Genomic DNA, 16,929 nt, shown 5'->3' with positions numbered 1-16,929 from the left:
GAGCGCAGCGACGAAGCAATCCAGACTGTTTCCGAAGAGAAAGTCTGGATTGCTTCGCTTCGCTCGCAATGACGGGGCATCAATACAGCGGCGGAATCTGGCCGACCTTGACCGGGCCGAGCAGCACGGCGCCGTCGACGAACTTCAGTGGGAAGCTCCTCGCCTTCTTGCCCTCAAGCGTGCTCTCGGTGCCGATCGAATTGATGCCGGCCGCAACGCCGGCATTGGCGTTCTGCTTGATGACCTTGCCGAGGCCGGGAACGGCGCGGTCGAGTGCGCCGAACAGATTGTTGAGGTCCTGCGACTTCACGCCGGGCGCAACGCGGTCGAGGGTTGCCTGCGGCACCCCCTCCTCCAGCATCTTCTCGATGCCGAGCGCCGGGATTACACGCTCGAGGCCGGTCACGGTCATCTGCAGCTCACCGTCGAGTCGGCCATTGGCCGAGAGCCCGAGCGTGCCAGCGGCAACCGCGATCATCTCGCCCTGCTGGACGCGCGACTGGACGATCTCGATGTGACCGCCGGCGGCCTGGATCTCGCGGAAGCGTTGCGGCCACGGCTTTGGCGTGAGGTCGGAGAGGCCCGTGATCTTCGCGCGCGTGTCCGCCTCGAACGGCTCGGCGAGCAAGGGATGAACACCCTGGATGCTGCCCTGCGCGACGTGCAGCACGGTCTCGATCACAGGATGATCCGACCGCGACCCGTCTGCGAGGCGACCGTGCAGCTCGACCTGCTTGGCGCGCGCGAGCGGCACCTGCACGCTGCCGTCGAGACGATTGATGACGGGATCGTCGAACACGATGGAGGCGCGATCCGGCACCGCCGGCAGGCCGAACACGCTGCTGCGGCCCTTGCTCCAATTCACCACGAAGGTGTTTTGCGTGACGCCGTCGGTGAGCGTCGCCGGCGCAGAGAATTCGGCGATGACGCGCTTGGGATCGTAGACCTGGGCGACGACCAGGATGTTGTCGAGCTTCGCCGTGAACGGCGTCTTGCTGGCGTTCTGCGACACCAGGGCGACGCTGGCGCCGGAGCACTGGACCTCGAAGCGGAACGGGAAGCCGGCGATCGAGCGCTTGGCGCAATCGTAGATGCGGCCGGACTTGGCCTCCTGCGCCCGCCAGGCGTCTGCGGCGATTTCGGCCTGCGAGGCCGCATAGAACCAGAAACAGCTCCACGCGACGGCGAGGATCAGGAGGATAATGGGGGCGATGAAAAGGCCCCAACGGGGGCGGCGGCCTGTGGCAACGGTCATATCTGACATGCGGCGACCCTTTGACCCCAGATTTTGTCAAATGTAAGCGGGGTTCGGCCGCGCCGAAAGGCCGAGAATTCACTTCGCTTGGGGCCGTCGTTCTGGTAGCCGTGCCCGAAATGTCGGAAATTACCCTCCCCTCCGTCACCACAGCCAAGGGCGATCTCTGGGTGTTCGGCTATGGCTCGCTGATGTGGCGGCCGGGCTTCGAATTCAGGGAACGCGTCCCGGCGCGGCTGGTCGGCGAGCACCGCGCGCTCTGCGTCTATTCCTTCGTGCATCGCGGCACGCCGGAGCAGCCGGGCCTGGTGCTCGGACTCGACCGCGGCGGCGCCTGCCGCGGCATTGCTTTTCGCGTCGCCGAGAAGGACCGCGCCGACGTCGTCGCCTATCTGCGGGCGCGCGAGCAGGTCACGTCCGTCTATCGCGAGGTGATGCGCTCGGTGTGGCTTGAGAACGATGCGCGACAGCGCGTCTCCGCGCTCGCCTATGTCGTCGACCGCGGCCACGTCCAGTATGCCGGCCGGCTGTCGCTCGCCGACCAGCATCGCCATGTCGTCCAGGGCCATGGCCAATCCGGCGCCAACCGCGACTACGTGACGGCGACGGTAAAGGCGATCGAGGCCGAAGGTTTTCGCGACACGCAATTGCATCAGCTCGCGACCATGCTGCATGGTGATGCGCATTCCCTGCACGCGCCGGCTCCCGCAGAAGATCGAGAGAACCGCTAGCGCTGCGACGGCGCGTAGCTCGGCGACGAGCCGATCAACTGCTCCTGCTCTTTCCGGCCCGCTTCGACGAGGCGGCCGGTCGCGTCTTCGATGGCGGTTTGCACGCGCGAGAGAAACTCGTCTTTCGGCAGGCCTGATGGCAGCGGATCGAGGAACTCGACCACCAGCGTGCCGGGATAGCGCATGAAGGTGCGGCGCGGCCAGAACAGGCCGGAATTGAGCGCGATCGGCAGGCACCGCACGCCGCAGGACGAATAGATCTGCGCAAAGCCGGTCTTGTAATCGGGCGCGGCGCCGGGCGCCCGGCGTGTGCCTTCCGGAAAGATCACGAGCTGCCCGCCTGCGCGCACCGCGTCGCGCGCCCGCCGCGTCATGTCCAGCAGCGCCTTCACGCCGGCCTTGCGGTCGATCGCGATCATTCCGGTCTTGACCAGGAACTGGCCGAAGACCGGGATCTGCATGAGCTGACGCTTGAGGATGAAGATCGGACGGTTGAAGAAGCCCGGCAGCACGAACGTCTCCCAGAACGACTGATGCTTCGCCGCGATCACCAGCGGCCCTGCCGGGATCTTCTCCTGCCCACGGAATTCGACCTTGATGTTGCAGATCACGCGCATCAGGAACAGCGTCGCCTTCGCCCACCATTGCGCGACCGTCAGCATGGCACGCGGCGGCAATGCGAAGGTCGGCAGCGCCACGATCGCGAGGCATACGAGCACGGCGTAGAACAGCACGTTGAACAGGAGCGAGCGCAGGAAAATCAAAAACATCGATGGTCCGATCAATTGGCCTGTGCCGTGGCGGGCCGCTTCGGCGCCACGCCAGCAGGCTGCTCCGACATCTCGGGGGAAAGGTCAATCCCGAAATCCTCCAGCCGCACCCTCAGCTCGGCGGCGATGTACTTGACGTATTCGGACAAAAGCAGCCGCAAGGTGGAGGCCGAGGTCCACCACGGCTCCTCACGCCATTTTTCGCCGACCACCGCGAACGGGATCAGCGTGGTCTCCGGCATCGCATGCGAGAACTCCACCAGCGCGCGCGGCATGTGATAGTTCGAGGTGACGACGATCAGCGATCTAAAGCCGCGCCCCTCGGCCCAGCGCCGCGCTTCCGCCGCGTTGCCGCGGGTCGAGACCGCGGTGCGGTCGAGATCGACACAGCAATGCATGAAGGACTGGTTCTCCGGCAGCGTCCGGGAGATGTCGCTCGCCGTCGAGGTCGGGTGCACGCCGGAGATCAGGAGCCGCTTGCCGTAGCCGGCCGCCAGGAGCTCCATCGCATCCGACACCCGCGAGGAGCCGCCGGTCAGGACCACGATGCCGTCCGCCTTGCGGTCCGGCGCGATCTCAGCGCCGCGCAATTGCGCCAGGAAGGCGATGAAGCCCGCCGCCGCGCCGACGAAGACGAACGCGATCGTCGATACCAATGCCGCGCGCAGCCAGCCGCGCGGCAATTTCGGCGATCGATCGTCGGTCGGCGAGGTCATATGATGTCGGTGATCCCTTCCCCGGATGATTTTAGGACGTTTTGAGGCGAAGTGGAGTCCGGTTTATCGGGCTCAATCGACATCATTCAGCGTCGCGAACAGCGTCTGGCGCGAGGCAACCGCGGTGATGGCGCCGATCAGCACCGCCTGCACGGCGAGCACGATGTAGCCCGACGGCCGCAGCGAGAAGGTGCCGAGCAGGGCTGCGAACTGGTCGCCGACGGGGGTCCCGGAAAACCAGCCGGCGATCGACTCGGAGAAGCCGAACACCAGCATGGCGGCGCCGCCGCCGATCACGCCGCCCTCCAGGCCCAGCCTGAGGAAGTGACGCAGGAAGCGGTTGGCGATGTAACGGTCGCCGGCGCCGACGAAATGCAGGACCTCGACGATCGGTTGGTTCGCCGCCATAGCGCCGCGGGTCGCGAACGAGACCGAGATGATGGTCGCGATGATGACGAGTGCGAGGATGCCGATACCGGCGAGCACGGTGGCGTTGGTCATCGAGCGCATCCGCTCGATCCAGGCGCGGTGATCGTCGACGCTGGCGCTTGGTGCGGCCTGGGTCACGCGCGCGCGCAAGGCGCCGAGATCGAGCGGCGTGCCGGGCTGCACGCGCGCGATGATCATGCGCGGCACCGGCAAATCGTCCATCGACAGGCCGGTGCCGAGCCAGGGCTCGAGCAGCTTGCCGCTCTCGTCCTTGGTGAACGGCTTGACCTCGATGATGCCGGCCTGCGCGCGGATGGCCTCCGTCACTGCCGCGGTGTCGCGATCGAGATCGCGGCCGGTCTGCGGGCGGACCTGGATGGTGATTTCGCTTGCAACGTCCGACTGCCATTCCGCGGCGGAGGCACTGACGAGCAGCACCGTGCCCGTGGTCATCGAGGCGAGGAAGGTCATGATGGCGACGACGGCAACCAGCGCGCGGCCGTGGATCGAGGCGCGCGGCACGATCGGGGACATGTTGCGCGCCTTGGGCGGAAGCTGCGGACGCTCCTGTCCGAGATCGACCAGCACGCCGCGGTCGTCGGGCCTACTCATAGACGTGCAGCCGCCCCTGGTGCAGCACGAAGCGTCGCGCCTCGTACTGGTCCATCAGGCCGATGTCGTGGGTGGCGATGATGACGGCGGTGCCTGATTTGTTGAGCTCGATGAACAGCCGCAGCAGCCGGCGGCCGAGCGTCGGATCGACGCTGCCGGTCGGCTCGTCGGCGAGCAGGAGTTGCGGCCGCGAGATCACGGCGCGCGCGATCGCCGCGCGCTGCTTCTCGCCGCCGGACAGGATCGGCGGCAACGCGTCCATGCGGTCACCAAGGCCGACCCAGCGCAAAAGATCGATCACCTCCTTGCGGTAGCTCGACTCGCTGCGGCCCATGACGCGGAACGGCAAGGCGACGTTCTCATAGGTCGTCATGTGGTCGAGCAGGCGGAAGTCCTGGAGCACGATGCCGATGCGCTTGCGCAAATCCGCGATCTCGTCCTTGCCGAGCTGCGAGATGTCGTGGCCGAACAGGTTGACGAGGCCGCGCGTCGGTCGGTGCGACAGGAACAACAGACGCAGCAGCGAGGTCTTACCGGCGCCGGACGGGCCGGTGAGAAACTGGAAGGAATGCGCCGGAATCTCGAAACTGAGGTCGCGCAGAATCTCCGGCCCCAGTCCGTAACGCAATCCGACATTTTCGAACCGAACCAAGCTCAGCTCCGTTCGAGAGGGGGCGCGGGCCGCGCTGCTGCGCTCCGCCACACGCGATCAACGGGTTTTGCGACCGTTATGGTTTCCGGTTCGTTAACGGTCGCTCTGTAGCATCTGGGATGCCCGGCTCTCCGCGACCGGAGCATCGTCAAGACCAGTCCGTGCATCAAGGCTCGTGTCCATGCATATCGTCTGCCCCCATTGTACGACATCCTACGCCATCAAGCCCGCGAACCTGGGGGCGAACGGACGAACGGTCCGCTGCTCCCGCTGCAAGGAGACCTGGGTCGCCTATGCCGAGGATGCCATCGAGGAGGCGTCCGTCCCGGCCATGGCAGCGGCCAGCCAGGCCGACGACCAGTCCGACCTCGCCGAGCAGTGGAACTCCTACGCCAGGGACGACGGCGCCGCCGACACGCCTGTCGTCGACAGCCCCTCGATCGCCAGCGACTGGCCGGCCGAGGACGCCCAGGAGACCGAGGACGAATGGTCAGCGGCAGCCCGCGCCGCCGAGGATGACGTCGCCGGCGCGCAGCACCAGTCCTGGTTCCGCGGCTTGTTCAGCCGCCGCGGGGCGCGGGTGAGGCGCCAGGCCCCCACCGAGGCTCCGCGAAAATCCCATTTCGGTCTGCCGACCGCCTGCGCCGCCATGGGCGCGCTGGTGCTGGCGCTGGTCATCTGGCGCGGCGACATGGTCCGGCTGCTGCCGCAGACGGCGGCGTTCTACAAGATGGTCGGACTCGAAGTTAATTTGCGCGGGCTGGCGTTCAAGGACGTCAAGCTCTCCAGCGAGACCGTGGACGGTAAGCAGGTGCTGGTGATCGAGGGCGTGATCGTGGGTCAAAGCAAGAAGCCGCTCGATATCCCGCGACTGCGCTTTGCGGTGCGCGACGCGCAGGGAGCGGAAATCTACGCCTGGAACACCGTGCTGGAGCAGACCGTGCTGCAGCCGGGTGAGCGCGCCTTCTTCCGCTCGCGCCTGGCCTCGCCGCCGCCGGAGGGCCGCAATATCGACGTCCGCTTCTTCAACCGGCGCGACATTGCCGGCGGCAGCGTATAATCGATTTTGCAGATCCCGCACGGGAGGTTGGTCTCAAGGTTGGTCTCATGCCGAAAATCCTGATCGCCGACGACGAGGATTCGATGCGCCAGCTGGTGGCGCGCGCCATCGCCATGGACGGCCACGAGACCGTCACCGCGCAGGACGGCGCCGAGGCGCTGGAAATCCTGACCCGCGAGAACGGCGCGTTCGATCTCCTGCTCACCGACATCCAGATGCCGGTGATGGACGGCATCGCGCTGGCGCTCTCCGCCGCGCGCGATTTCCCTGACCTGACCATTTTGCTGATGACCGGCTTTGCCGACCAGCGCGAGCGCGCCTCGAATTTGAATGCGCTGGTGCATGACGTCGTGACCAAGCCGTTCTCCGTGGCCGACATCCGTACGGCGGTCGCCGACGCGCTGGCAGCGAAGAAGGCGTAGGGCGCGGCGTATTCCGCTGTCATGCCCCGGCCTTGACCGGGGCATCCAGTACGCCGCGGCCTCTCGGTTCAATCACAACCGTCTCTGGAATACTGGATCGCCCGCCTGCGCGGGCGATGACACCGAGTGTGACGTCAAAAATCCTTCAGCAGACGCTCGAGGTAATCGAGCTCGATCTGCGGACGCGCGGGATCGCTCAGGCGGCGGCGGAGCTCTTCGAGGATGCGGCGCGCGCGCTGGGCATCGATCTCGCCGGGAATCTTGACCGTGTAGTCGTCGCTGTATTCCTTGCCGCGTAGCGGCCGGCCCAGCGGGTCGGTCCGTTCGCCGCCGCTCTGCTGGCGGCCGACAGCCTGACCGGGGCCGTCACCGTCGCCCGGATCCTGGCCTTCGCCGTTCTGCTGTCCGCCGAGCGCGTCGGCGAGATCCTGCATGCCCTTGCGCAGGGCATCGATGGCCTTGCCCTGCGATGCCGTCGCACCATCGGCATCGCCTTCGCCGATCTGATTGCCGGCATCTCCCATGGCGTTCTCGGCGGCGTCGAAGCCGTCATCGCCATCCTGGTCGCCGTCCTGACCCTGACCTTGGCCCTGCTGACCTTGTTGGCCCTGCTGCCCCGGCTGTTTCTGCCCGCGCTGGCCTTTCTGGCCATCCTGCTGCAAGCCCATCTCGGCGAGCTTCTTCTTGAGGGCCTCCAGCCGCTTCTTCAGTTGCTCCTGCCGGCCCTGCGTATCCTGCGACCCTTCGCGCGACGCCGAGGGATCGTTCGGATCGGGATAGAGATACTTCTCCATGTCCCGGATCGCCCGGGACTGCTGGCCAATGCTCTCGTCCGAGTTCTTGTCCTTCAGGTTGTCGGCGGATTGCTTCATCGACCGCTCGGCGCTGTCGAGCAGTGCATCCAGACTCTTTTGGTCGGCGCGCGACGACTGGGCGAGGCCAATCGAAGCCGTGGAACAGGACAGCATCAGCACGAGACAAGCCGTGGCGAGCCTTCCGCGCGTGACCTTGCCGTTCTGCCAGATTGAGGTGTGTTTCATGAGCTATCTCGCTCCCTGGGATTCACGCCAGGTCCTGAGCTCTTCGCGCAAGGCATCCTGCTGCCTTGCCAGGTCCTCCAGCTGATCGCTGGTCGCGCCGCGCGTCTTCTGCCGCAGCTCTCTCGATTTGCGCAGGATCTCCGCGACCTTGGGCGGCAGAGGCTTGGTACGTTGGCCGCGTTTGGAATCCTTGCTCTGCCGGTCGGTTTCGTCGCGAAGCGCGTTCTGCTCCCGAAGCAGATCGTTCAGCTCGCGCGCGATCTCGTCCATCTCTTTCTGCTCGGCGCTGGGCGGCCCCGGAGGATTTTCCAGCGCGCGGGCCAGGCGGTCCAGCTCGCGCGCCGCCGCTTCGCGATTGCCGCGCTGGATCAGCCGCTCGATGCGCTTCATCTGGTCGTCGAGGCCGATGGCCGGCCGCGCCAGCGGATTGCTGCGCATCTGCTGCGCGTACTGGCGCATGTAATTGTCGAGCGCGGTCCGCAGATTGTCCATGAGCTTCTTGAGCTCTTCGTCGCTGGCGCCGCGCTGAAGCGCCTGCTTGAGTGCGTCCTGCGCCGCGCGCAACGCCTTGGCGACGTCGCTGATGTTGCCGTCCTCGATCGTCACCGCAAGCGCCCACAGGCTCGCCACGACCTCACGCAGGGAATCGTCGGTGCGCGCCGCCTCGAGCTGGCGTGCGACGCTGTGCAGACCGAGATACTGCCCGGCTTCCGGCGTGAACATCTCGGGCGCGATCATCAGCGCGTCGAGCGCGGCGTAGACGTCGGAATTCTTGTTGGCGTCGAGCGCGAGGATGCGGCGCTGCTCGATCAGCGCGCGGGCGAGCGGCTTGGTGAACAGCCGGCCCGGCAAGCGCATGTTGAAGGGCTCGCTCTTCGCCTCGTTGCCGGCCTCGTCCTTGGCGGTGAGCGTCAGCGTCACGTCCGCACCGGAATAAGGATCCTCGCTGAGGTCCTTCACGGTCTGGCCGACGCCGTTGCGGGTCCGCGCATTGGGCAGGGTCAGCGCGAATTGCGGCGGCTGGAACAGCGGCCGCGCGGCCTTGCCGTCCGCGTCCTTGGTTCCGTCCTTGTCTTCGGTTGCGCGCGGAACGAATTGCGCGGCGGCGCCCGTGACGCCGTAATCGTCCTCGATCTTGTAGGAGAGCTGCAACGCGCCGTAGGCCTGACGCTCGGGATCCTTGGCGAGCGCGATCGTCGGCGGGCGGTCGGGCGTCGCCGCGAAGGCCCATTGCGGCTGGCCGGAGGGCGCGCGGACATGCGCGGTGCCGTCGCCGGTGATGGTAAAATGCTTCTCGTTGGTGCCCTTCGGCGCGGCCTCGCTGGGCGCAACCTCCTTGAGGCCGCCGGAGGTGACGACATCGAGGCTGCTACCGGAGGAGCGCACGATCAGGGTCGAGCCGGCCGGAACTGCGAGTGGGCCGCTGGCAGGCAGCGCTGCGGCCTCCTTGTTGGCGGCCGACAGGATGACCGGCGGCTTGCCGGTGTAGAGCGGCGGGGTGATCCAGGCATCGACGCGGACGTTGGTCGGCGCCAGCACGCCGTTCCAGTCGAACGCGGCACCCAACCGCATCGCGCGTTCGTCGCCGGCGGCGAAGAAGGTCGCGACCAGCATCACCATGACCAGCGCGCGTAGCGCCCAGGGATCGTGCAGGGCGAGGCGCGGATGCGGCAAGCCGGCACGGATGCGCTTGAGCGAAGCCAGCGTGCGCTCGCGCTGCGCCTGCCACAGCGCCAGCGCAACCGGGTCTTTCGAGCTCAGCGTGTCCGTCAGCGTCGTCGCCGGGCGGTGACGGATACCGGAGCCACGGTCGAGCCGGCTCAGAGCCTCGTCGCGGCCCGGCCAGCGGAAACGAAGCAGCGGGACCAGAGCGGCGATTGCGGCGCCGGCAAAAACCACGAGACCGATGGCACGGATGACGGACGGCAGCGCCAGCCAGAGGCCGGCCCACGACACCACAAGGAACAGGCCAACGACAGTCAACACCCGCGCCAGATGTGGCCAGGCACGTTCCCACGCGATGGCATAAATAGCCCGATCGAGGGCCTGCGTCAGCTTCAGCCGCGACAGAGCGTCGCCATCGCGGATCGGGTCTGACGGGTCGGGGGTGACGCCGTTCAATCAATTCTCCAGGTTGCCCGGTAGAGAAGCGTATCACAACGGCAGCACTGAGGCATCCGTTCCGGTACGGGAGAGACCCCTTTTCCCGCATAACACGAGGACGTGACTGGCCGGGCGCAACCCCGTAATTTCCACGCGCCATTCCCAAGGGAAACGCAAGGGAAATAGAGGGAACGCCATGGACAAGAAGATGCACGACAAGGGCCTGGAAGTCCGCAAAGCGGTGCTGGGCGAGGCCTATGTCAACAATGCCCTGAAGAACGTCGACGATTTCAACCGTCCGTTCCAGGAGATGCTCAACGAATATTGCTGGGGCACCGTGTGGGGCCGCGAGGAGCTGCCGCGCAAGACCCGCAGCATGCTCAACATCGCCATGATCGCGATCCTCAACCGCCAGCACGAGTTTCGCGCGCATCTCAAGGGCGCGCTGACCAACGGCGTCTCCCGCGACGAGATCCGCGAGATCCTGATGCAGGTCGCGATCTATGGCGGCATGCCGGCCGCAGTCGACAGCTTTCGCATCGCGCGCGAGGTGTTCGCGGAGATCGACGGCAAGGCGTGAGGCCGACCTCTCTCCGCCGTCGTCCCGGGGGGGTGCCGAGCGCGAGCCCGGGACGACGAGCGGAGAATGATCGCCGTTTCACATCCAACGAACAACGAAGAAGAAAGAAGGAAACACCATGCACATCGGATTCATCGGCCTCGGAAACATGGGTTTCCCGATGGCGCGGCGGCTGATCGAGGCGGGGCACAAGCTCGTCGTGTTCGACACGCGCAAGGAGGCCGTCGACAAGCTCGTGGCGCGCGGGGCCACCGCTGCAGCCTCGCCGAAGGACGTCGCCGACCAGGTCGAGACGGTCATGGCGAGCCTGCCCTCGCTGCAGGCGTCGCTCGAGGTCGCCACGGGAGCGAACGGCGTGATCGAAGGGAGCCGCGCCAGGCGCTTCATCGATCTCTCCACCGTCGGCTCGACGATGGCGGCGAAGATCCACGGCCTGCTGGCGAAACGCGACATCGTGCAGATCGACTGCCCCGTCTCCGGCGGCGTCGGCGGCGCCGAGAAGGGCACCCTGGCGGTGATGGTCTCAGGGCCCAAAGCCGAGTTCGAGCTGCTCAAGCCCGCGCTCGACGTGATCGGAAAAGTGTTCTTCATCGGCGAGAAGCCGGGCGCGGCGCAAACCATGAAGCTCGCCAACAATTTCCTGTCGGCGACCGCGATCGTGGCGACCTCGGAAGCGGTGGTGATGGGCGTCAAGGCGGGGCTCGATCCCGCGGTGATGATCGACGTCATCAATGCCGGCTCCGGCATGAACACCGCGAGCCGCGACAAGTTTCCACGCTCGGTTTTGCCGCGAACGTTCGACTTCGGCTTCGCCACGGGGCTGATGGTGAAGGACGTGCGGCTGGCGCTGGACGAGATGAAGCAGCTCGGCCTGTCGATGGAAGTCGCTGACGCGGTCGGACGGCTATGGGAGACCGTGATCAGCGCGGAAGGCGCCGAGTCCGACTTCACCGCGGCGATCAAGCCGATCGAGAAGAAGGCGGGAGTTGTGGTTGGCGGGAAGGGTGAATTGGCGGGAAAGTAGCCGCCCCGCACGCTCGTCGTCCCGGGCGCGCGAAGCGCGAGCCCGGGACCCATAACCACAGGGAGACGTGGTTACGGGGACTCGGAGTTACAGCTCAGCCAACAACTACACCCTGTGGTTATGGGTCCCCGCGTACGCGGGGACGACAGCGAAATTGTTGAAGCGCTTTACCGCCCCTCAATCCGTCACAACCACGGCGCCGGCGTATCCATCGCGATCAGCTGCTCGACCTCGATGCGCGGGCGCACCACGGCGTATTGATCGCCCTTCACCAGCACTTCCGGCACCAGCGCCCGCGTGTTGTAGGTGCCGGCCTGCACCGCGCCATAGGCGCCCGCGGTCATGATGGCGATGAGATCGCCGGGCTTCGGCGTCGGCAGCGTGCGATCCAATGCGAGATAGTCGCCGGTCTCGCAGACCGGGCCGACGACGTCGGCCATGATCGTGGCGGCGCCCGCGGCCGGCTGCGTCACCGGCAGAATGTCGTGATGCGCCTCGTACAGCGTCGGGCGGATCAAATCGTTCATGGCGGCGTCGATGATGACGAAATTCTTGCCGTCGCCGTGCTTCACATAGATCACCCTGGCGACCAGGATGCCGGCATTGCCGACGATCATTCGGCCCGGCTCGAACATCAGCGTGCAGCCGAGATTGTGGCTGACGCGCTTGACCATGGCGGCATAGGCGTCGGGCGCCGGCGGCGCCTCGCGGTCCATGTAATAGGGAATGCCGAGGCCGCCGCCGAAATCGACGTGGCTGATGTTGTGACCGTCGCTGCGCAGGGTCTGCACGAATTCGGAGAGGATGCGGAACGCAGTCTCCATCTTGGAGAGATCGGTGATCTGGCTGCCGATATGCACGTCGGTGCCTGTGACCTCGATGCCCGGAAGTTTTGCGGCGCGCGCATAGACCTCGCGGGCATAGGCAATCGGAATGCCGAACTTGTTCTCGGACTTGCCGGTCGAGATCTTGGCGTGCGTGCCGGCATCGACATCGGGATTGACGCGCACGGAGATGCGCGCGGTCTTGCCCATCTCGGTCGCAAGCCGCGACAGCAGCTCGAGCTCGGGCTCGGATTCGACGTTGAGGCAGAGGATGTCGGCGGCGAGCGCGGCGCGTAATTCGGTTTCGGTCTTGCCGACGCCGGAGAACAGGATCTTGCTGGCGGGGATGCCGGCGGCCAGCGCGCGTTTCAATTCGCCGCCGGAGACCACGTCGGCGCCGGCCCCGAGCTTGGCCAGCGTGCGCAGCACCGACTGGTTGGAATTCGCCTTCATGGCATAGCAGACCAGCACCTTCTCGCCGGCGAAGGCGTCGGTGAAGACGCGGTAGTGCCGCTCGAGCGTCGCGGTCGAATAGCAATAGAACGGCGTACCGACGGTTGCGGCCAGCTCGGACAGGTTCACGGCCTCGGCGTGCAGGACGCCGTTGCGATAGTCGAAATGGTTCATGGCGTCAGCTCAGCTATCCCGGCTCATTTTTTGCCGGGAGGTTCGTCCAGGAGCGGGTCGAGGATAAACGATTTCTTCTTGCCCTTGGCGGCGGCAGGCGCTGCGTCCGCACCGTACCCGGGATTGAACACGCTCGGCGTCCTCTGGGCTTCGGTCTCGGTGTCGGTTGGAGCTGCGACATTGGCCGTGGATGCACTGGAGGCGGTCGGCGGCAGATCCAGCGGGCCCTTGCGGCCGCAGCCGGCAAGCGCGAGCGCCGTCAGGCTCAAGACAATGATGGCCCACCCCGAGCCGGCCGGGCGAAACTTTGACGTCACGACGAAATCCCCACTACGCGGGCCGCACCATACAGAGATTGGCACGCTCTGGCGAGAGCCGGATGACCATGAAACATAAGCGAAATTTTGCCCTCAGCCCAATTTTCGCTCTTTTTCCAGCCGCTTCGCCCAGGCCTTGGCCTGCGACGCCACGTTCTTCGGCGCGGTGCCGCCGAAGCTGGTCCGGCTCTTCACCGACGATTCGACCGAGAGCACGCCGAGCACGTCCTTGGTGATCTTTGGCTCGATCGCCTGCATCTCCTTCAGCGGCAGCTCGTGCAGCGCCACGCCGCCCTCGGCGGCCTTCGCCACGATACGGCCGGTGACGTGGTGGGCGTCGCGGAACGGCATCTTCAGCGTCCGCACCAGCCAGTCGGCAAGGTCGGTCGCGGTGGCATAGCCCTCGCCCGCCGCCGCCCTCATCTTCGCTTCGTCGGGCATGAGATCGCGGACCATGCCGGTCATGGCGCGGATCGCGAGCGACAGGGCGGCAAAGCCCTCCATCGCGCCCTGCTTGTCCTCCTGCATATCCTTTTGATAGGCGAGCGGCAGGCCCTTCATCACGATCAGGAGGCCGTTGAGCGCGCCGATGACGCGGCCGGTCTTGGCGCGCACGAGCTCGGCGGCATCCGGATTGCGCTTCTGCGGCATGATCGAGGATCCCGTGGTGAACTTGTCGCTGAGGCGGATGAGACCGACCAGCGGCGAGGTCCAGATCACGATCTCCTCGGCAAAGCGCGACATGTGCACGGCGCAGATCGAGGCCGCCGACAGCGTCTCCAGCACGAAGTCGCGATCGGAGACCGCATCGAGCGAGTTCGCCATCGGGCGGTCGAAACCGAGCGCTTTCGCGGTGGCGTGGCGGTCAATCGGGAACGAGGTGCCGGCGAGCGCGGCGGCGCCGAGCGGCGATTCATTGAGCCGCTTGCGGGCGTCCTGGAAACGGCCGCGGTCGCGCGCGGCCATCTCGACATAGGCGAGCAGATGATGGCCGAAGGTCACGGGCTGTGCGGTCTGCAGATGCGTGAAGCCGGGCATGACGGTCGCGGCATGTTCGAGCGCGCGATTGACGAGCGCGGCCTGGAACGCGGCGAGCGCGGCATCGGTCTCGTCGAGAACGTCGCGGACATAGAGACGGAAATCGGTCGCAACCTGGTCGTTGCGCGAACGCGCGGTGTGCAGCCGGCCGGCGGCGGGGCCGATCAGCTCGGACAGGCGGCTCTCGACGTTCATATGGATATCTTCGAGCGCGCGCTTGAATGTGAAGCCGCCCTTGCCGATCTCTGACAAAATCGTGTCTAGACCCTTGCCGATATTTTTCGCATCAGAGCCCGTGATGATGCCCTGCGCGGCAAGCATCGCGGCGTGCGCCTTGGATGCGGCAATGTCCTGGGCGAAGAGGTGACGATCGACGTCGATGGAGACGTTGATCTCTTCCATGATCTCATCGGGACGCTCCGAGAACCGGCCGCCCCACATCTTGTTGCTCATGATCCCCTGCTCACGCCTTGCTTGCCGCTGCTGCCGCACGTTTGCTGGCCGGAGCCAGCCGTATTAAGAGGCCCCTGATAGCCATATCTGCGACCGGATGACAAACGATATGCTCGACAAGACGCCCTCCGCCACGCGCCGGATCCCCCTCGTCATCGCCACCGTGGCGATCGGTGGGCTGGCCGGCTTCGCCGCGCTGTACGGGCTGGGCCTGAACCGGGCGCCCTCAGGCGATCCGGCCTGCCGGGCCGCGGTGGCAACGGCGCAGAAAATCGCCCCCCTCGCCCATGGCGAATTGGCCGCCCTGACCATGGCGAGCGCGCCGCTAAAACTGCCCGACCTGGTCTTCGAGGACGCCGACGGCAAGCCGAAGAAGCTGTCCGATTTCCGCGGCAAGACGCTGCTGGTCAATCTCTGGGCCACCTGGTGCGTGCCCTGCCGCAAGGAAATGCCGGCGCTGGACGAGCTCCAGGGCAAGCTTTCGGGCCCGAATTTCGAGGTGGTGGCGATCAACATCGACACCCGCGACGCCGAGAAGCCCAAGACGTTCCTGAAAGAGGCCAATCTGACCCGGCTCGGCTATTTTAGCGATCAGAAAGCCAAGGTTTTCCAGGATCTTAAAGCCATAGGCCGGGCCCTGGGCATGCCGACCTCGGTGCTGGTCGACCCACAGGGCTGCGAGATCGCGACGATCGCGGGGCCGGCGGAATGGGCGAGCGAGGACGCGCTCAAGCTGATCCGGGCTGCGACGGGCAAGGCCGCCGCGTCGCTCTAGGCGGTGTGTACTAAGCCGTGACGTTTAGGTTGCCGCCGACGCCGGCGCCGACATTGGCGAGCGAAGGCTGACCGGCGCCGAGCAGCGTCAGGACGGTGGATTTCTCCATATCCGCGTTCTGCTTCATCAGCGTCGCCGAGATATTCGACTGTAGCGCGCCTTGCTGAGCGGCCAGCATGGTGCTGACCATCGCCATCATGTCCATTACGCAAACCCTCTTACCGGGCGCAGCCTAGGGGCGAGCGGTTAACGCGACATGAATTGTCACGGTGCGGATGCACGGCCTGAGGGCGAGAGCGCCGTAGGGTGGGCAAAGCGGCTTGTCCGCCGTAGCTCGAAGAGCGAAGGCGGAAGCGTGCCCACCAATTTCCACCGCATCATTGGAGAGATGGTGGGCACGGCGCTCTGCGCCTTTGCCCACCCTACGGCACCGGAAATTGGATCAGCGCGTCGGAACCGGCTTGGCGCCGCGGTAGTCGTAGAAGCCGCGCTGGGTCTTGCGACCGAGCCAGCCGGCCTCGACGTATTTCACCAGCAGCGGGCACGGGCGATATTTGGAGTCGGCGAGGCCCTCGTGCAGCACCTGCATGATCGACAGGCAGGTATCGAGGCCGATGAAATCGGCGAGCTCGAGCGGGCCCATCGGATGATGCGCGCCAAGCTTCATTGCCGCGTCGATGGCCTCGACATTGCCGACGCCTTCATACAGCGTGTAGATCGCCTCGTTGATCATCGGCAGCAGGATGCGGTTGACGATGAAGGCCGGGAAATCCTCAGAGACCGCGACCTGCTTGCCGAGCTTGGAGACGAATTCCTTGGACGCCTCGAAGGTCTGGTCGTCGGTGGCGATGCCGCGGATCAGCTCGACCAGCTCCATCAGCGGCACCGGATTCATGAAGTGAATGCCGATGAAGCGCTCGGGCCGGTCGGTGGCGGCGGCTAGCCGCGTGATCGAGATCGAGGAGGTATCGGAGGCGACGATCGCCTCCGGCTTCAGCACCGCGCAGAGCTCGTGGAAGATCTTGCGCTTGACCTCTTCCTTCTCGACCGCGGTCTCGATCACGAGGTCGCAATCGGCGAGGTCGTCGAGCTTCTCGGCGAGCTTGATGCGGGCCATCGCCTTGGTCTTGTCGTCCTCGCTGACGGCCTTCTTGGAGACTTGGCGCGCCAGATTGCCGTTGATGGTGGCCATGCCCGACTTGAGCCGGTCGGCCGAGACGTCGTTGAGCACCACGTCGAAACCGGCCAGCGCCGCGACATGCGCGATGCCATTGCCCATCTGACCCGCGCCGATCACGCCGACCTTCTTGATCACTGCCGCCATAATGTCATCCACCGGAACGGCGCGCAGATCGCGCCTGCCTCATCCCCCGAGCCGGGAGGTCCGATTTAATCAGAAACTCGATTAGATCAGAATCCTGGCTCGAAACCTAGATTGGATCGCCTCCCCGGCGTGCCCCACGCCAAAGAAAACGCCTTGAAAAAGAAAAACCGGCCGGAG

The 16,929-nt window shown here is 65.8% G+C and carries 18 protein-coding genes; 6 read left to right on the top strand and 12 right to left on the bottom strand.

The genetic code is table 11. The annotated features are described in order from the left end of the window. Positions 1-79 precede the first annotated feature (79 nt). Positions 80-1,264 carry a DUF2125 domain-containing protein gene (locus ABIB99_RS41180; protein WP_085401941.1) on the bottom strand — a complete coding sequence of 395 codons (1,185 nt, stop codon included), beginning with the start codon at positions 1,262-1,264 and terminating at the stop codon, positions 80-82. A gap of 110 nt (positions 1,265-1,374) precedes the next feature. On the opposite strand from ABIB99_RS41180, the gene ABIB99_RS41175 reads away from it, so the two are divergent. After that, complete coding sequence (locus tag ABIB99_RS41175) at positions 1,375-1,986, top strand: gamma-glutamylcyclotransferase (protein WP_028147288.1); 612 nt, start codon at positions 1,375-1,377, stop codon at positions 1,984-1,986. On the opposite strand, the gene ABIB99_RS41170 is transcribed toward ABIB99_RS41175, so the two are convergent. The 4 genes from ABIB99_RS41170 to ftsE all read right to left on the bottom strand — a co-directional run bounded on the left by ABIB99_RS41170 (position 1,983) and on the right by ftsE (position 5,165). After that, the gene (locus ABIB99_RS41170; protein ID WP_354181474.1) at positions 1,983-2,756 is read right to left on the bottom strand and encodes a lysophospholipid acyltransferase family protein; all 774 of its coding nucleotides are present in this window, start codon (positions 2,754-2,756) and stop codon (positions 1,983-1,985) included. The genes ABIB99_RS41175 and ABIB99_RS41170 overlap by 4 nt on opposite strands. A gap of 11 nt (positions 2,757-2,767) precedes the next feature. Then, positions 2,768-3,472: a YdcF family protein gene (locus ABIB99_RS41165; RefSeq protein ID WP_063985781.1), complete on the bottom strand. Its 705-nt coding sequence runs from the start codon at positions 3,470-3,472 to the stop codon at positions 2,768-2,770. Positions 3,473-3,544: 72 nt separating this feature from the next. Then, complete coding sequence (locus ABIB99_RS41160) at positions 3,545-4,513, bottom strand: cell division protein FtsX (RefSeq protein ID WP_063985782.1); 969 nt, start codon at positions 4,511-4,513, stop codon at positions 3,545-3,547. Further along, positions 4,506-5,165 carry a cell division ATP-binding protein FtsE gene (ftsE, locus tag ABIB99_RS41155; protein ID WP_014491659.1) on the bottom strand — a complete coding sequence of 220 codons (660 nt, stop codon included), beginning with the start codon at positions 5,163-5,165 and terminating at the stop codon, positions 4,506-4,508. Before ftsE ends, ABIB99_RS41160 begins: the two co-directional genes overlap by 8 nt. A gap of 181 nt (positions 5,166-5,346) precedes the next feature. On the opposite strand from ftsE, the gene ABIB99_RS41150 reads away from it, so the two are divergent. Further along, positions 5,347-6,225 carry an MJ0042-type zinc finger domain-containing protein gene (locus ABIB99_RS41150; protein WP_354181471.1) on the top strand — a complete coding sequence of 293 codons (879 nt, stop codon included), beginning with the start codon at positions 5,347-5,349 and terminating at the stop codon, positions 6,223-6,225. 47 nt (positions 6,226-6,272) lie between these two features. Then, the gene (locus ABIB99_RS41145) at positions 6,273-6,647 is read left to right on the top strand and encodes a response regulator (RefSeq protein WP_028147294.1); all 375 of its coding nucleotides are present in this window, start codon (positions 6,273-6,275) and stop codon (positions 6,645-6,647) included. A 134-nt stretch (positions 6,648-6,781) separates the two neighbouring features. Here ABIB99_RS41145 and ABIB99_RS41140 read toward each other — a convergent pair whose 3' ends face one another. Both ABIB99_RS41140 and ABIB99_RS41135 read right to left on the bottom strand, forming a co-directional pair. After that, positions 6,782-7,615, bottom strand: coding sequence for a DUF4175 family protein (locus ABIB99_RS41140; RefSeq protein ID WP_354245269.1), 834 nt, complete (start codon positions 7,613-7,615; stop codon positions 6,782-6,784). A 75-nt stretch (positions 7,616-7,690) separates the two neighbouring features. After that, on the bottom strand, positions 7,691-9,808 hold the full coding sequence (locus ABIB99_RS41135; RefSeq protein WP_085401937.1) for a TIGR02302 family protein: 2,118 nt from the start codon (positions 9,806-9,808) through the stop codon (positions 7,691-7,693). A gap of 178 nt (positions 9,809-9,986) precedes the next feature. Here ABIB99_RS41135 and ABIB99_RS41130 point away from each other — a divergent pair, with 178 nt between their 5' ends. Further along, positions 9,987-10,370 (top strand): carboxymuconolactone decarboxylase family protein, encoded by a 384-nt coding sequence (locus ABIB99_RS41130; RefSeq protein ID WP_014491654.1) that lies wholly within the window; start codon positions 9,987-9,989, stop codon positions 10,368-10,370. Between the two features lie 118 nt (positions 10,371-10,488). Then, positions 10,489-11,394: an NAD(P)-dependent oxidoreductase gene (locus tag ABIB99_RS41125; protein WP_354181467.1), complete on the top strand. Its 906-nt coding sequence runs from the start codon at positions 10,489-10,491 to the stop codon at positions 11,392-11,394. A gap of 185 nt (positions 11,395-11,579) precedes the next feature. Here the strand turns inward: ABIB99_RS41125 and lysA are convergent, their stop codons facing one another. From lysA to argH, 3 genes are all read right to left on the bottom strand, one after another. Further along, the gene (lysA, locus tag ABIB99_RS41120; protein WP_166348874.1) at positions 11,580-12,845 is read right to left on the bottom strand and encodes a diaminopimelate decarboxylase; all 1,266 of its coding nucleotides are present in this window, start codon (positions 12,843-12,845) and stop codon (positions 11,580-11,582) included. A gap of 23 nt (positions 12,846-12,868) precedes the next feature. Beyond that, on the bottom strand, positions 12,869-13,162 hold the full coding sequence (lptM, locus tag ABIB99_RS41115; RefSeq protein ID WP_063985789.1) for an LPS translocon maturation chaperone LptM: 294 nt from the start codon (positions 13,160-13,162) through the stop codon (positions 12,869-12,871). A gap of 93 nt (positions 13,163-13,255) precedes the next feature. Then, entirely contained in the window at positions 13,256-14,653 is a 1,398-nt protein-coding gene (gene argH / locus ABIB99_RS41110) for an argininosuccinate lyase (protein WP_354181464.1), read from the bottom strand. 109 nt (positions 14,654-14,762) lie between these two features. Here argH and tlpA point away from each other — a divergent pair, with 109 nt between their 5' ends. Next, positions 14,763-15,428 (top strand): thiol:disulfide interchange protein TlpA, encoded by a 666-nt coding sequence (gene tlpA, locus ABIB99_RS41105; RefSeq protein WP_354181462.1) that lies wholly within the window; start codon positions 14,763-14,765, stop codon positions 15,426-15,428. 10 nt (positions 15,429-15,438) lie between these two features. On the opposite strand, the gene ABIB99_RS41100 is transcribed toward tlpA, so the two are convergent. Then, positions 15,439-15,633, bottom strand: a complete 195-nt coding sequence (locus tag ABIB99_RS41100; RefSeq protein WP_015688853.1) for a hypothetical protein — start codon at positions 15,631-15,633, stop codon at positions 15,439-15,441. Positions 15,634-15,870: 237 nt separating this feature from the next. After that, positions 15,871-16,752 carry a 3-hydroxybutyryl-CoA dehydrogenase gene (locus ABIB99_RS41095; protein WP_063985792.1) on the bottom strand — a complete coding sequence of 294 codons (882 nt, stop codon included), beginning with the start codon at positions 16,750-16,752 and terminating at the stop codon, positions 15,871-15,873. Positions 16,753-16,929: the final 177 nt, after the last annotated feature.

It is taken from the genome of Bradyrhizobium sp. LA6.1, assembly GCF_040547805.1.
Classification (GTDB): Bacteria; Pseudomonadota; Alphaproteobacteria; order Rhizobiales; family Xanthobacteraceae; genus Bradyrhizobium; species Bradyrhizobium barranii.
This window is presented reverse-complemented; position numbering and strand designations above follow the sequence as displayed.

What these genes read in the sequence shown, in the direction of transcription:
- ABIB99_RS41180 (WP_085401941.1), bottom strand. Translation starts at nt 1,264, where the DNA reads ATGTCAGATATGACCGTTGCCACAGGCCGCCGCCCCCGTTGGGGCCTT.
- ABIB99_RS41175 (WP_028147288.1), top strand. Translation starts at nt 1,375, where the DNA reads ATGTCGGAAATTACCCTCCCCTCCGTCACCACAGCCAAGGGCGATCTC.
- ABIB99_RS41170 (WP_354181474.1), bottom strand. Translation starts at nt 2,756, where the DNA reads ATGTTTTTGATTTTCCTGCGCTCGCTCCTGTTCAACGTGCTGTTCTAC.
- ABIB99_RS41165 (WP_063985781.1), bottom strand. Translation starts at nt 3,472, where the DNA reads ATGACCTCGCCGACCGACGATCGATCGCCGAAATTGCCGCGCGGCTGG.
- ABIB99_RS41160 (WP_063985782.1), bottom strand. Translation starts at nt 4,513, where the DNA reads ATGAGTAGGCCCGACGACCGCGGCGTGCTGGTCGATCTCGGACAGGAG.
- ABIB99_RS41150 (WP_354181471.1), top strand. Translation starts at nt 5,347, where the DNA reads ATGCATATCGTCTGCCCCCATTGTACGACATCCTACGCCATCAAGCCC.
- ABIB99_RS41145 (WP_028147294.1), top strand. Translation starts at nt 6,273, where the DNA reads ATGCCGAAAATCCTGATCGCCGACGACGAGGATTCGATGCGCCAGCTG.
- ABIB99_RS41140 (WP_354245269.1), bottom strand. Translation starts at nt 7,615, where the DNA reads ATGCTGTCCTGTTCCACGGCTTCGATTGGCCTCGCCCAGTCGTCGCGC.
- ABIB99_RS41130 (WP_014491654.1), top strand. Translation starts at nt 9,987, where the DNA reads ATGGACAAGAAGATGCACGACAAGGGCCTGGAAGTCCGCAAAGCGGTG.
- ABIB99_RS41125 (WP_354181467.1), top strand. Translation starts at nt 10,489, where the DNA reads ATGCACATCGGATTCATCGGCCTCGGAAACATGGGTTTCCCGATGGCG.
- lysA (WP_166348874.1), bottom strand. Translation starts at nt 12,845, where the DNA reads ATGAACCATTTCGACTATCGCAACGGCGTCCTGCACGCCGAGGCCGTG.
- argH (WP_354181464.1), bottom strand. Translation starts at nt 14,653, where the DNA reads ATGAGCAACAAGATGTGGGGCGGCCGGTTCTCGGAGCGTCCCGATGAG.
- tlpA (WP_354181462.1), top strand. Translation starts at nt 14,763, where the DNA reads ATGCTCGACAAGACGCCCTCCGCCACGCGCCGGATCCCCCTCGTCATC.
- ABIB99_RS41100 (WP_015688853.1), bottom strand. Translation starts at nt 15,633, where the DNA reads ATGGACATGATGGCGATGGTCAGCACCATGCTGGCCGCTCAGCAAGGC.
- ABIB99_RS41095 (WP_063985792.1), bottom strand. Translation starts at nt 16,752, where the DNA reads ATGGCGGCAGTGATCAAGAAGGTCGGCGTGATCGGCGCGGGTCAGATG.